This is a genomic window from Planctopirus hydrillae, assembly GCF_001707835.1.
Taxonomy (GTDB): domain Bacteria; phylum Planctomycetota; class Planctomycetia; order Planctomycetales; family Planctomycetaceae; genus Planctopirus; species Planctopirus hydrillae.
The window spans coordinates 47,461-61,294 of the sequence record NZ_LYDR01000128.1 but is presented as its reverse complement, the minus strand read 5'-3'; the positions used below and the strand labels follow the sequence as shown (position 1 = coordinate 61,294).

The following is a 13,834-nucleotide window of genomic DNA, read 5'->3' as shown; positions in this document are numbered from 1 at the left end:
TTCCGGCTGGAGTCCCAACGATTCGGCTGATGATCGCTCCCTGGCTGAACTGTTGTTGGGCGAGTTCGGACGTTGTTGATCTGCACAGGGGCGGGAATTACCGCGTGTGATGGTAAAGACAGCGGCACTCGATTAAGATTATTGTTTCGCTTTTTCGCCAGAATTGCCTTTGAATCTGAGTTTTCACGTCGAAGCAACATTGAGGATGTTCGGGAGTGTCTGCCAATTCTACTTACGCCATGCAACCTGTTGGACGTGCGATTTCTGGCGTGATTCGTCCCCCGGGATCAAAAAGCTTGACCAACCGGGCCTTGGTGACAGCAGCACTCGCTGCAGGAACGAGTGAATTGACCGGTGTTCTGCGCAGCCGCGATACGGAAGTGATGATTGACAGCCTCCGCCGGCTGGGGATCTCCATCGAAGAGTCCACAGACGAACATCGTGTGGTCGTTCAGGGTTGTGGTGGGAAAATTCCGAATGCGCGGGCTGACCTGTGGCTCGAAAACAGTGGCACGAGCATTCGTTTTCTGGCAGCGATGTGTGCTTTGGGGCCAGGCAATGGCCAGCCGGGGAATTACCGGCTGGATGGTAACAGCCGCATGCGTGAGCGACCGATTGATGATCTGATTTCTGCCCTGGGGGCCATGGGCTGCCAGGCGCGGTGCGAACTCAATTCGGGCTGCCCCCCTGTGGTGATTGAATCGACCGGGTTATCCGCTTCGAAGGTCTCGATTCGAGCCGAAAAATCGAGCCAGTTTTTAAGTGCGCTCCTTCTGGCCAGCCCCTACAATCAAAAACCATTGCAGATTGAAACCATCGGAACCATGGTTTCTGAGCCGTACGTCAAAATGACCTCCGGTGTGATGGCGGCTTTTGGGGTCTCTGTGGAATGCCCGCAGCCCGGCACATACATCGTCAAGCCCGCCACATACCAGGGGATTCAATACGACATTGAACCGGACGCTTCCGCCGCCAGCTATTTCTTTGCCGTTGCGGCCATCACAGGTGGCGAGGTGACAGTGGATGGTCTCAACGCCAGCGCATTACAGGGCGACGTGATGTTTGTCAAAGCCCTCGAGCAGATGGGTTGCGAAGTTCGCTGGGGCGAGCGACAGATCACCGTCAAAGGCCAGCCCCTCAAGGGGATTGAGATCGACATGAATGCCATCAGCGATACGGCTCAGACTTTGGCTGTCGTCGCCACATTTGCTCAAAGCCCCACCACGATTCGCAATATCGCTCACGTCCGTCACAAAGAAACGGATCGCATCCAAGCCGTTGTCACTGAGATTAACAAGCTGGGGATCCACGCTGTCGAATTCGAAGATGGCATGACCATTCATCCGGGGGTTCCTCGATGTTCTGAGTCGAATCCGGCACTGGTCGATACTTACGATGATCATCGCATGGCCATGAGTTTTGCCCTGTTGGGGCTCGTTCACTCCGGGATAGTGATCGACAATCCTGGTTGTACCTCAAAGACGTATCCCGACTTCTTTGCGGATCTCGCCCGCCTCTGCGAAGAAAGTAGCTCGCTATGAACGCTGAAAACTCACCGGAACTTCCGCCCCGCGCGGAAGGTTCCTCGCCACAACCAGAGAACTCAGGGACACCAGAAACTCCGGTGAATACATTCCGCCAGCGTCGCGGGGAGATTCGTCGTCCGGGCCGTAAAAAATCGATCTCGCGTCAAAAGAGTTCGCCCAATCCACCGAGGCCTGTTGATCCGGCTGGTCCTGGAGGAGCAGGACAAGCCCCCGGCTCGAACCAGCCTTACAATACGAATGAACCGCGGTCGTTTCCGCCACGAAGATCTGGCCCACCCACACCACGAGATGATGGCCGACCACGTTTCAGCCGCCCTGGTTTTAGCCGACCCGGTTTCAGCCGTCAGGAAGAGAATCGACCTGGCAATCGACCAGAGCGCAGGCCGTATGCCTCTGATCGCAGTCAGCAGCCGCCTGCCGGGCCTCGAATTGGTCGCGTCGGGCCGAACCCCTTTTTGTGGGTCGCGCCCGGAGCTGAAGGTTCAGCACCAAACACCGATGTTTCTGCCAGTGCTGGAGCGAATCCATCGGAGACAACACGACCACCGCGTGAGCAGAAGCCGCGTTTTCAACGTCCATCGAACCAGAATTCCCAGCCACGTTCGTTTCCGAATGCTGGTGCAGGTGCTGGCGAAACACGCACGCCGCGTGGAGTCACCAGTTGGAGTGAAGCCCGGCCCGCTGGCTCAAAGCCACCGCGAAGGCCAGCAGCACCCAATGGCGAAGAGCCGACGCGTTACCATACAGGAAATTCCCCTCGTCGCGAACGCCCCGCGCCGCCCGGTCGTCCACCACACAGTCATCATGCCCCGGAAGCCGGGCGAGCCTTGCATGCACCGGATATCTCAGTCCTGCCTCCCATGCAATTGCTGGCCCCGCGGACTGCCCGCGAACTGGCCTTTAACGTGCTTGAAGCTCACCATGCCGGCAACAAGCATATCGGCGAAGTCTTCGATCAGGCTGTCGATCGGACGACACTCTCTCCCAGTGATCGCCGGCTGGCTTACGAACTGATTTGCGGGATCGTGCGCCGCCAATCAACATTGCAGGCGCTGCTGATGTCGCTGGTCCATCGACAGATGGAAACACTCGAAAGACCGTTGCAGACGGTACTGAAAATTGGCCTGTATCAGATCTTTCTGTGCCAGGGCATTCCTCAACATGCGGCTGTGCATGAGACGGTCGATCTGGCCAAGCGTGCTAACATGCGCTGGGGTGGCTTCGTCAATGGTGTTCTCCGCAGTGCGATTCAGCTCATGACGGAGAACATTCTCACGGAACCTTCCTCGAGAGCGTTGCCGATCGGTCATCATCAGTATCGAGAACTGACGACCGATCTCTTCCCTTCGCCCACATTGACACCCGGCTCTTACATTGCCGCGGCCTTCAGTTTTCCCAACGATCTCGTCGAACGATGGGTCGGGCAATATGGCGTCGAAGCGACAATTCGCATGGCCTTCTGGTTCAATCAAGTCACTGAGACAGCTTTGCGGGTGAACCTGCTGAAGACCGATCGTGAGACGTTCCGACAGAAGCTCTTTGCAGCCGATTTCGTGGCGGAAGCTGGTGACCTGCCGGAAACGATTCGACTCCTTTCGACAGTGCGTATCAGCACGTTACCTGGTTTTCAGGAAGGGGAATTCTCGGTGCAGGATCTCTCGGCTCAACATGCCGCGAGGCGATTAAATCCTCAGCCGAGTGAAGTGGTGCTCGATCTTTGTGCGGCTCCTGGTTCGAAAACCTGTCACATGGCCGAACTGATGCAGAATCAGGGCGAGATCATCGCTGCGGATACGCATGGTGGCCGCATTCGTCAGGTGTATGAGAATGCCGAACGACTGGGGCTGTCGATCATTCGGACGATCACAATCGGCCCGCGCGGCGAGAATCTGCCCTCGATGGAGTTCGATAAAGTTCTGGCGGATGTCCCCTGTTCGAATACCGGCGTGCTCGGAAAGCGTCCTGAGGCGCGATGGAAGTATTCACCCGCCCATCTCGATGAACTGCGCGAGATGCAAGCGACAATCCTGCGAACGGCTGCCGGTAAAGTCCGCATTGGTGGCCGAATCCTCTATTCGACCTGCAGTATTGAACCCCTCGAAAATGAAGAGATCGTGCAGCAGTTCCTGGCTGCGACAACCGAAGCGGGTGGGCCACGATTCCGACTGGTTGAAGAGCAGAAATTCATGCCCGGCAGCCCGGCCGATGGTGCTTATCAGGCTCTGATCGAGCGGGTTTCGTGAGTTTGAAGCGTTCTTCAAGAGGGCTTTGGTTTGACTCTTTCCCATTTCTTGGGATACTTCAAGAGCCTGACCAACATCTGGTCAGGTCGATTGTCTCCGTAGCTCAACTGGATAGAGCGTCGGCCTCCGAAGCCGAAGGTTAGTGGTTCGAACCCACTCGGGGACATTTTTCTCAAGTCCTGCCGAATGCTGTAATTAGCACCGGGTACCACTGCTGGCTGGCCAGTCTCGTAGGGCAAGCTCCCGCCTGCCGATTGGGGCGTGCCAAACATTCTTGACTCAAGCCAACGGGCTGTTTTGATCCTTGTGGTTACCTCGAACTGGTGGAAGTGCGGAAAACGGCAGGTGGAAGCCTGCCCTACACGGCCGCCCTTCTTTATAAAAGAGCGGCAAGATGGTGCATGGCGTAAGAACTTCATGCACCCTACATAAGAACCCGCCTGCTGGGCTTCCCAGCGACCTAGCGAGATATGGCTGGATGCTGTCTTCGACGGAGAGAACGTTCGCTGACTAAATATCGTAGTACATGGCAAATTCGAAGGGGTGCGGGCGTTGCCTGAGAGCTTCGATCTCTTTTTCAGACTTGTACCAGATCCAGGTATCAATCACGTCTTCAGTGAAGACATCTCCCCTCAGTAGAAACTCATGATCTTTACGTAATGCCAGGAGCGACTCATCGAGTGAAAGTGGCGTGCGGGCGACATCCACGAGTTCTTCCGGTGCGAGATCGTAGATATCTTTATCGAGAGGGGGGCCCGGATCGATCCGGTTTTCAATGCCATCCAGTGCCGCCATCAGCATGGCCGACATCGCGAGGTAGGAGTTGCTGGAAGGATCCGGGCAGCGGAACTCGAATCGCTTATTTTCAGGTCGTGGGGAATGGACAGGAATTCGAATGGCGGCTGAGCGATTGCGGCTGCTGTACGTCAGGTTGACCGGTGCTTCATATCCCGGCACCAGACGCTTATAGCTGTTGGTGGTGGGGCAGGCAAAAGCCATGACGGAATAGGCGTGCTTGAGAATTCCGCCAATCGCATAGAGAGCCGTATCGCTGAGACCGGCGTAGCCCGAACCAGAGAAAAGATTCTCGGCATCTTTCCAGAGTGAGAAGTGAAGATGCATCCCGGAACCGGCATCATTCCAGATAGGCTTGGGCATGAAGGTCGCAGTTTTGCCATGCCGGGCGGCAACGTTCTTGACGATGTACTTATAAAGGAGTAACTGGTCTGCACTTTGAACCAGAGGTGCAAACTTCAGATCGACCTCGCATTGACCGCCTGATGCCACCTCGTGATGTTGTGCTTCAACACCGACGCTACATTCCTGGAGCCGGAGCATGATCTCCGTGCGGAGATCCTGCAGTGTGTCGGTGGGAGGTACAGGGAAGTAACCTTCGCCATAGCGAATTTTGTGTCCGCGATTACCCCCAGCCTCCACGCGTCCGCGATTCCACTGGCCTTCCTGACTGTCGATGTAATAGAAAGCGTGTTGCTGGCTGCTGTCGAAGCGGACATCGTCGAACACAAAGAATTCGCACTCCGGGCCGAAATTGGCCGTATCGGCAATGCCGGTCGAACGCATGTACCGTTCGGCTTTGCGGGCCACGTTGCGTGGGTCTTTGGCGTAGTCTTCCCGCGTGATGGGATCCTGAATGTTGCACGTCATGGCAAGCGTGCGTGTCATAAACGGATCGACAATCGCGGTGGACGCTTCCGGAACGACCAGCATGTCGCTCTCGTTAATGGCCTGCCACCCGCGAATTGAGGAGCCATCAAAGCCAAAGCCTTCGTCAAAGCTCTGCTCGGTCAGTTCGGAAACAGGGATGGTAAAGTGCTTTTGCAGCCCCGGAAAATCCATGAATCGCAGATCGACGGCGTAGATCTCACGTTCCCGGCAGAGCGCGAGAACTTCACGGGGTGTCATATCAGTCACGAAAGGCAACTCCTGGCGCAAGGAGGTAACAGAAATCAGTTCCCCATAGTTAAGCAAACGCTATACCAATAGGCAATGCTGCATTGTTGTCACACAATCGCGGGTGATTTCGCTAGAAAAACGTAATCCTGATTGCCTTATTTTTGTGCATTTGCCGCAATTTCTGCGCGGTGGTCATGCAGGTTTTCTGGCAGATCCTGAGGATGAAATTGCACTATTTGTTCTGACGGAAAGTGGAGGCAGGGCCCGAAAACAGGACTTCTGGCGACTTCAGCGGAGTTTGCGAGCCGAGCTGAATCACCCAGTCTGCCCAGGAGAATGCCACTGGATGGATGTCGGCCAGCCAGACAGTGTGGCCAATGCTGACCAGTTCCTGAAAGGCATGCATTAACTGGTGAGTATCCTGATCGTGCAGACCCATGGTGGGCTCATCGCAGATAAAAATGCCGTTTTCGACGGGCTGACCAAGTGCCAGAGCCAGTTTGATGCGTTGTCGCTCTCCGCCAGAGAGTGACTTTAAAGTTTGCCCCAGGCGCAGGTATCTCAACCCTGTGCGAGAGAGCGTCGTGAGCAGACTCTGAAGTTTGTGGTGCCCTTTGAAATACGCGAGGGCTTCCGCGACCGTCAGATCGAGAGCTTCGGCAATGTTCAACCCCCGGTAGCGAATTTCCAGCGCATCGCGGCGGTAACGCTTCCCGTGACAGTTCGGGCAAGTCATCGAGGCTTCATTGAAAAAGGTGAGATCGGCAGAGATCTGACCAGTCCCTTTGCATTGAGAGCAGCGTCCACTCTGGGCAACATGCAGGCTGAAGAACCTGGCTGTCAATTGCCGGTTTCTGGCTTCGGGTGTCTGGCCAAAGAGGGCTCGAACTTCCCCGAAAAGATCGAGCAAGCTGATCAGCATCTGGCTGGGCTGTCCTTTCAATGGTGACGAATCGACCACCCAGAGGGGATGGCCAGCCAGTGCAGGAGGTGTGTCTCCTTGGGAAGTCGGCTGGAGAGCATCGATGAGTGCCGTTGATTTCCCGGATCCATGCGGCCCCGTCACGACACACATGAGACCCAGTGGCAATTTCCACTGAAATTGCCGGAGATTTTTGAGGTTGACCGGGCCGGGATCGATCCAGCCAGTGGGTTCCCGCAAACTCCTGGGTAGGGCAAAAAATTTGGCCTGATCATGTTCCGGCAATGACTGAGTTGGTGCAGGAGAAGGGCCAGCGTAGATGATACGGCCTCCTTCACTGCCGGCTCCCGGGCCCATTTCAATCACAAAGTTGGCTCGTTTTTTGGCAAGGGGATGGTGCTCGACCATGAGCAGGCTGTTGCCACTCTTTAAGAGGCTCTGAATGGCGTCGAGTACAACGCACGCCGACTTGTCATCCAGCCCCGCAAGTGGCTCATCCAGAATATAAAGCGTGTTGACCAGACCCGCTGAGAGGAGCGGGATGAGCCTGGCCCGGCGATATTCAGTTCCCGAAAGATCACTCACGCTTCTGGAAAGCGGCAGGTGATCCAACCCCAGCCTGCGGCACCATTCGATTCTCTGGAGAACATGCTCCCACAAGGATTGATCTCGCAGGTTCGATGTCTCTTCGAATCTCCCAGAAGCGAAGTATTCTTTCCGGGCGTGCTGAAGCAAGTGTTCGAGTTGATCCAGCGATTGTTCGCCTGCACTTTGCCAACTGACATTTCCCAGGCTCAACGATTGCTGGAGGATCATCGAGGCTGAAACGGTGTTTTCTGTAGTTTGTGGGGGCAACTCATCATCGAGAAGTGTCAGTTGTGGTTTCGGGAAATCTCGCTGGCAAGGTTCGCATCGGTAGCGTGTGTTGAACTCGTGCCGGTACCAGGCCTGCCCATCCATCATGCAGGCAAGATCTGGGCTTTCCGGTAAAGGAACTTGCGTCCAGAGACCGATCGTGCCGGCCCCATAACGCATCGCTGTTTCGCAGCTTTCGAGCATGCGTTCGATCGTTTGTGTACCAGCGATTAAACGATCAACAATGACAGCGACAAGCTCGAAATGCGACGGTAGATCTTGAGAAAATTCGTGAGTCACACAGTTTTCAGAGAGAGCTTCTGTTCGAAAGAGACCTCGGCGAAAACCTTGCTGACGGAGTTCGTCGATGAGAGCCTGATGAGCTTTTTTTGTTGGTAAGCGAGCTGGCGCAGTACGCTTCGTAGAATTCCGGCTGGAACCTGCAGTCTGTGAACCCAGAGATGATTGAAGAGCAGGTTTTTCCGGTACTTGCATGGTCACCAGAATTCGTGTTCCCTGTGGGAGTTTTGCAAGCTGCTGGACCACCTCTGCAGGAGAGGATGAGGTGATTTTGCGCTGGCAGGTGGGGCAGATCAGGCGGCCGCAGCGCAGAAACAGCAGCTTCAAATGGTCGGCAAGGCTGGTTGCAGAACCGAAGTATTGAGCATCGGCATACTGGCGTCGAGATTTGTCACCTGTCTGCGCGAGTTGTCGCAGGGCGATTGTCGGCGGGATGTTTTCCAGTCGATCAACGGCAGGGCGCTCGAACTTTTCGAGAAACTGCCTGGTTGCCAGTGAAAAAGTCTCGATGTAACTCCGCTGGCCTTCTGCAAAAAGTGTATCGAAGGCCAGACTCGACTTCCCTGAACCACTGACCCCGCTGACAACGACGAGCTGCTGCAGGGGAATCTCGAGATCGACTCCCTGCAGATTGTGCACGTAAAGATTGCGGATCAGGATAGGTGCGGGATTCATGCCTGTCATTCTCGTCGCAGGAGTCGGTTTCTGGCAACTTTATCCAGTCGTGTCCGAGTGCGGCAGGAATTGCCGCTTCATCTTGACCGAAACTGTCAAATCGCCAGAATTCGATGATTGATCGGGTCCAACCCGTCACGATGAGACTGTATCGGAAGAACAGATCAACACTGGCCGATGGAATGGTGTCGAGTGCGATTGGAACCACTCGGCTTCAATTCAACAGAGTCAGGCACACCGATTGACGAAACGGGTAAACTATTAAGAGGTGGCATCGAGTGATCTTGAAGTGCTGGTCAGCACTCCGCAATGCGATATTCAACGATGGCTGAACAACGAGTTGAGATGAACCGCAGACTGGCAGGAAGCTGGTAGCGGCAGCGCAAGGAGGCGCCGAATTATGCCACCACAGCATGCTCTCCCCGCATCACTGAGTCTGAAAGATCATCTACCGACCGCAGAGTTAATGGGGGCTGGTGACATCTACTTCAACGATGTCACGCTCGACAGTCGTGAGTGTCGCCCAAAGACATTGTTTGTGGCAGCACCGGGTCGACATGGTCATGGCAGCCAGTTTCTCGGAGAAGCCATTTCCCGCGGTGCCGTGGGAGTGGTGACTTCTCAAATCTTACCGAATTGCCCGCTTCCCCAATGTCTCGTGGCGAATCCTCGGGCCGCTTATGCTTATCTCTCGCAATCGCTGTACGGTCATCCCGCCAGCCGCCTCAGAATGATGGGAGTCACCGGGACCAATGGAAAAACGACAGTCAGTTGGATGACGAGAGCGCTGATGGCCAAGTCCGGGCATCGGACGGGCTTATTGGGGACCGTAGAGTACTTTGATGGTTATCGTGCTGAGCCTTCGGTCCTGACGACTCCTGATGCGAAATTGATGGCTTTCTGGCAGCATCGCATGGTCAGCCGGGGGACAACTCACCTGGCCATGGAACTTTCGAGTCACGCTCTGGATCAATCGCGAGCCGCAGCGTTACCACTGGACTGTGCAATTGTCACAAATATCACACACGATCATCTCGATTATCATGGTGATTTTGCCCGTTACCGTGAAGCCAAAGCCCGGATTCTGGATCTCGTCAAGCCCGGCGGAACCATTGCGCTGCATATCAACGACCCGGGAGCCGCCTCGCTGGTGAGTCTGGTCCCTGCAGAATGCCGTCTGATTCGCTATGGAGTGAATGTCGACGCCGAGCTTTCGGCTCAGATTCTGAGTGAATCTTTGAGCGGGACAACATTCCGAGTGCAGTACCAGGGCCAGGTGATGCAGATGAAGCTCCGCATTCTCGGGCGGCATAATATCGAGAACGCACTGGCAGCTTTAGCGGCAGGGCTGGCCTGGAAAGTTCCCTTTTTATCGATGGCAGAAGCCTTGGAAGAGTTTCGCCCAGTGCCTGGAAGAATGGAACGCTGCACATGGGGTGAACCGTTTGATATTTTTGTGGATTACGCTCACACCCCTGATGCATTGAGCAGAGCGTTATGTTCGCTACGCGGGCTGACAAGAGGCCGGTTGATCTGTGTCTTTGGGGCTGGGGGAGATCGCGATGCCACCAAACGACCACTGCTCGGTCGTGCTGCCAGTCAGGCCGATGTCGCCATTGTGACCAGTGATAATCCGCGGTCAGAAGACCCCGACAAGATCATTCAACAGATTTGCGATGGGGTGCCTGCTCAACAGGTCGAAGTCGTGATTGAAGTCGACCGAAAGCTGGCAATTCAATACGCTATTGAGCAGGCGTTGCCCGGTGACATGATCCTGATTGCCGGGAAGGGACATGAGAACGAGCAGATTATCGGAGCCAGTCATCTCCCTTTCGATGATCGACGAGTGGTGCGCGAGCTGCTGGAAAGTCGAGCCAAAGATGTGTTGAATCGACTTTCGCCTGCAGAGACTTTCAGTGCAAACTCTTACACAGCATCTGGTTATAGCGACGCAAATCCCGCCACCTCGCCCTTGGGAATGGCTTTACAGACAGATGCCATTCTGCCCGATCTTGCCGTTGTCGAAACAGATTCCTTGCAGCGTGTGAGTGCCTGATGCCGACGATACCCAACGACTTTTCTGGATCGAAGCGGGATCAGGATGGCGAATTGCTGTGTCGTTACCCGCATCTTCATCGAAAGCCTGACGTTCTCATGATCTGCTGCTCAATACCTGGTTTGAATGGTGTTGTATTCATCGTGGAGGCGCGATGAAACGACATCCGCTTGAAGTTCTGGCAACGATGCTTTGCGGGACAATTCTGGGTGATCAGCGAACTGTCGCTGCCGCTGAAAAAAAATTCTCGGGCCGGGTATCGATTGATTCGAGAAAACTCGCCGCAGGAGATCTGTTTCTCGCTCTGTCGACAGGTCAGCGGGATGGGCATTTATTCCTGAGTGATGCCGCTAAAGCTGGTGCCGCTTTTGCCATTATTGAACGTCATTTCGAGGCGGAGTTCGTCTCGCTCAAACTCCCAATACCTGCTGTCGTGGTGGCAGATTCGGTTCTGGCTTTGCAGCTTCTTGCTGCGAGTCATCGCGATCAGTTTGATGGCCTGGTCGTGGGCATTACCGGAAGCGTGGGAAAAACGAGTACACGTTCGATGCTCTACGAAGTGTTGCAGGCCAGATACTCTGGTCGGCAAAGCCCTGCCAATTTTAATAATACACTGGGGTTACCGTTATCAATTCTTGAACTCGAATGTACTCAGGATGAGTTTGCAGTTCTCGAAATGGGTGCCGGCCAGCGAGGGGATATCGCACGACTGTGTGAAATTGCCCAACCCGAAATGGGTGTCATTACGTCAATTGGTCTGGCTCACCTGGCAACGTTCGGGACACCACTCAGTGTGGCCGAATCAAAAGCAGAATTGTTTGAATCATTGCCAGAAAATGGAGTGGCATTCTTTCCGGGGCATGATCCATTTGCTCTGGTTCTGAAAGATAAGGCCCATTGCCGCACAGTGACTGTCGGTGAAGATGCCGTTAACGACTGGACGATTCAGCAGGTTCGCGCTGTCAGGGATGGCTATCGATTTGTGATGGATGGCCAGGACTACTTCATTCGTACGGTCGCCCGCCATTTTGTTCAGAATGCAGGCCTGGCGATTGCCGTAGGGCGGGAAGTGGGAATCTCGAATGCCGAGATCGCCGATCAATTGGCCAAGTGGCAGCCAGTGAGTGGCCGCTGTTCGCTGATTCCCCATTCATCCCTGACGATTCTGGATGATTGCTATAATGCGAGCCCTTCGGCCATGGCAGCGGCCCTGCGCACATTAGAAGAACTGGGAGAGCGAGAAGAAACCCGTACCATTGCCGTGCTGGGCGATATGGCCGAGTTAGGTGAAATCAGCGAGCGGGAACACCGTCGTGTGGGACAACTCGCCGGCGGGCTTTCGATCGATTTTATCCTTGCGGTGGGCCAGCATGCAGACCTGATTGCTAAAGCGGCCAAGGCGACGAATCTTTCATCACATCGGTTGGCTGTCGCTCGAGATGTTGAAATGGCGTGGATGCTGCTGGAATGCTGGATCGAAGAGGGCGATGTGATTCTTGTGAAAGGGTCACGTTCGATGGGGCTGGAACGAATTGTCGAAAACCTGCGATCATTTCAACCCGCAGTCCGAGACCGATTCCACAGGCTTTCGGCATGAGCCCATTCGATTCGAAACGGTTGGCTGTTCCGCATCCTGGAAATCCATGGCAAGTCAAGAGTCAGTCACATAACGCCCCAAAAAAAAGTGACGACGGGTGGCCCGGCCAACTCGTGGCCGGGTCGTAGTACTTTGTACGACGACAAGAAGCCGCGCCATGCGCTCGCCCCTCTTGAACCCTCGCCCGCGCGTCTTTCTGGAAGAGCGACAGTGTTGAATTCCCTTCGCTACCTTCGCGAGAAACCTCTGAATTCAAATCATCCTCACGCGAAGTCGCGAAGTTCTCCAAGAAGATCAGCATCATGCACTTCTTCCAGAGCAAGGGCAGACTTCCGCCGGCCTTCCTGACGCTCCTCGAACCTTCGTGTTCTTCGTGCCCTTCGTGGTGAACCAATAACATGCCCTGCTCAAACCCTCGCCCGCATGCTCCTCTGGAACCCTCGAAGAGAGTCAAATGACCTCGGGGCAAACGAAGACGTTTGACCCAAGCCACACTTCCAGTCTTTTTGCCTCGGGCCACACTCCACCTCAATCCGCACGCAAGGTTGTACCTAAGAAGCAGATCGAAGCGGCACGTATGGGGTGCGAAGCCTTCCTCGATCCTGGAAACAGTAACAGCCGCTCATGGGGTATAGAATACCGCTGGCAGCGAGAGGCTTTTCTCTCAGGAGAGTTTTGAGATATCCATAAATTGTTCGCGAATCACTTCGAACATGTGCTCGCAGGAGATAAAAGCGTCCACAACATCGGGGTCGAAATGAGTCCCGGAAGAATTGACGATAATCTCACGAGTGACTTCGGGCGAACAGGCTTCCTTGTAAACACGTTTGGTGGTTAGCGCATCGTAAACATCGGCCAGAGCCACGATCCGGGCAGCCAATGGGATTTCGGTACCTTTAAGACCAGCGGGATAGCCCGAGCCATCGAATTTTTCATGATGGCTGGCAGCAATATCTCGAGCGACCTGGAGAAATCTGGCTTCAGGCATGCGTTCAAGTGCAGAGGACAGCGTTTCCGAGCCTAAGGTCGTGTGTCTTTTCATGACTTCAAACTCTTCACTCGTCAGCTTCCCGGGTTTAAGAAGCACGCTATCGGGTACACCGACTTTGCCAATATCGTGCAGCGGGCTGGTGAGGAAAACCAGACGGATGAACTCGGCATCGATCATGTCGCGATAGCGCTCTGAGCGGCTCAATTCATCGGCCAGAACGCGCGAGTAGTGCTGGACACGTTCGAGGTGGTGACCCGTATCCGGGTCTCTGGATTCAGTCAGCTTGGCCAGCGAGTGAATGAGAACTTCACGAGTTTCCAGCGAAAGAACTCTGACTCCAGCCCTTAATCTCACCAGGAGTTCTTCGGGATCGAAGGGTTTATTCACGAAATCATCGGCGCCGGCAATCATCCCTTCCACCAGCGACTCCCGGCTATTATGGCTGGTGAGCAGCAGGACATAGACATAGCTGACGAAATCCTGAGAGCGGACAGCTCTGCAGAGATCGATGCCACTCATGCCGGGCATATCCCAGTCAGAAATCACGAGTCGACAGGGTTCTTGCGAAAGAATTTCCAGAGCCGTCGTTCCATTATGGGCACGAAGGACCTCGTACCCTGCAGGTACTAACGTATGTTCGAGCATTTCGAGGATCATGTCGTCATCATCGACGATCAGGATTTTCATCTCTCACGCTCCTTATGATCAAAAAACTACACGATCACCAATAGAAG

Annotated in this window: 8 protein-coding genes and 1 tRNA gene; 6 read left to right on the top strand and 3 right to left on the bottom strand. The window is 54.7% G+C overall.

Translation table 11 applies throughout. The annotated features are described in order from the left end of the window. Positions 1–215 precede the first annotated feature (215 nt). The 3 genes from aroA to A6X21_RS16110 all read left to right on the top strand — a co-directional run bounded on the left by aroA (position 216) and on the right by A6X21_RS16110 (position 3,956). Complete coding sequence (gene aroA, locus A6X21_RS16120; protein WP_083233663.1) at positions 216–1,541, top strand: 3-phosphoshikimate 1-carboxyvinyltransferase; 1,326 nt, start codon at positions 216–218, stop codon at positions 1,539–1,541. Beyond that, positions 1,538–3,790, top strand: coding sequence for a transcription antitermination factor NusB (locus A6X21_RS16115; RefSeq protein ID WP_068849682.1), 2,253 nt, complete (start codon positions 1,538–1,540; stop codon positions 3,788–3,790). Before aroA ends, A6X21_RS16115 begins: the two co-directional genes overlap by 4 nt. 92 nt (positions 3,791–3,882) lie before the next feature. Then, positions 3,883–3,956 (top strand) — tRNA-Arg (locus tag A6X21_RS16110). A 344-nt stretch (positions 3,957–4,300) separates the two neighbouring features. Here A6X21_RS16110 and glnA read toward each other — a convergent pair. Beyond that, a complete protein-coding gene (gene glnA / locus A6X21_RS16105) occupies positions 4,301–5,713 on the bottom strand; it encodes a type I glutamate--ammonia ligase (RefSeq protein WP_068849680.1) in 1,413 nt (470 codons plus the stop codon). Between the two features lie 223 nt (positions 5,714–5,936). Beyond that, positions 5,937–8,456, bottom strand: coding sequence for an ATP-binding cassette domain-containing protein (locus A6X21_RS16100; RefSeq protein WP_068849678.1), 2,520 nt, complete (start codon positions 8,454–8,456; stop codon positions 5,937–5,939). Positions 8,457–8,856: 400 nt separating this feature from the next. On the opposite strand from A6X21_RS16100, the gene A6X21_RS16095 reads away from it, so the two are divergent. The 3 genes from A6X21_RS16095 (at position 8,857) to A6X21_RS24395 (ending at position 12,788) form a co-directional block, all read left to right on the top strand. Continuing rightward, the gene (locus A6X21_RS16095; protein WP_068849676.1) at positions 8,857–10,512 is read left to right on the top strand and encodes a UDP-N-acetylmuramoyl-L-alanyl-D-glutamate--2,6-diaminopimelate ligase; all 1,656 of its coding nucleotides are present in this window, start codon (positions 8,857–8,859) and stop codon (positions 10,510–10,512) included. Positions 10,513–10,666: 154 nt separating this feature from the next. Further along, positions 10,667–12,109, top strand: coding sequence for a UDP-N-acetylmuramoyl-tripeptide--D-alanyl-D-alanine ligase (locus A6X21_RS16090; protein ID WP_068849674.1), 1,443 nt, complete (start codon positions 10,667–10,669; stop codon positions 12,107–12,109). A gap of 454 nt (positions 12,110–12,563) precedes the next feature. After that, on the top strand, positions 12,564–12,788 hold the full coding sequence (locus A6X21_RS24395) for a hypothetical protein (RefSeq protein WP_131818380.1): 225 nt from the start codon (positions 12,564–12,566) through the stop codon (positions 12,786–12,788). Here the strand turns inward: A6X21_RS24395 and A6X21_RS16080 are convergent. Then, positions 12,774–13,787, bottom strand: coding sequence for an HD domain-containing phosphohydrolase (locus A6X21_RS16080; protein WP_068849670.1), 1,014 nt, complete (start codon positions 13,785–13,787; stop codon positions 12,774–12,776). The two genes, A6X21_RS24395 and A6X21_RS16080, sit on opposite strands and share 15 nt — an antisense overlap. Positions 13,788–13,834: the final 47 nt, after the last annotated feature.

What these genes read in the sequence shown, in the direction of transcription:
- A6X21_RS16115 (WP_068849682.1), top strand. Translation starts at nt 1,538, where the DNA reads ATGAACGCTGAAAACTCACCGGAACTTCCGCCCCGCGCGGAAGGTTCC.
- glnA (WP_068849680.1), bottom strand. Translation starts at nt 5,713, where the DNA reads ATGACACCCCGTGAAGTTCTCGCGCTCTGCCGGGAACGTGAGATCTAC.
- A6X21_RS16100 (WP_068849678.1), bottom strand. Translation starts at nt 8,456, where the DNA reads ATGAATCCCGCACCTATCCTGATCCGCAATCTTTACGTGCACAATCTG.
- A6X21_RS16095 (WP_068849676.1), top strand. Translation starts at nt 8,857, where the DNA reads ATGCCACCACAGCATGCTCTCCCCGCATCACTGAGTCTGAAAGATCAT.
- A6X21_RS16090 (WP_068849674.1), top strand. Translation starts at nt 10,667, where the DNA reads ATGAAACGACATCCGCTTGAAGTTCTGGCAACGATGCTTTGCGGGACA.
- A6X21_RS24395 (WP_131818380.1), top strand. Translation starts at nt 12,564, where the DNA reads ATGACCTCGGGGCAAACGAAGACGTTTGACCCAAGCCACACTTCCAGT.
- A6X21_RS16080 (WP_068849670.1), bottom strand. Translation starts at nt 13,787, where the DNA reads ATGAAAATCCTGATCGTCGATGATGACGACATGATCCTCGAAATGCTC.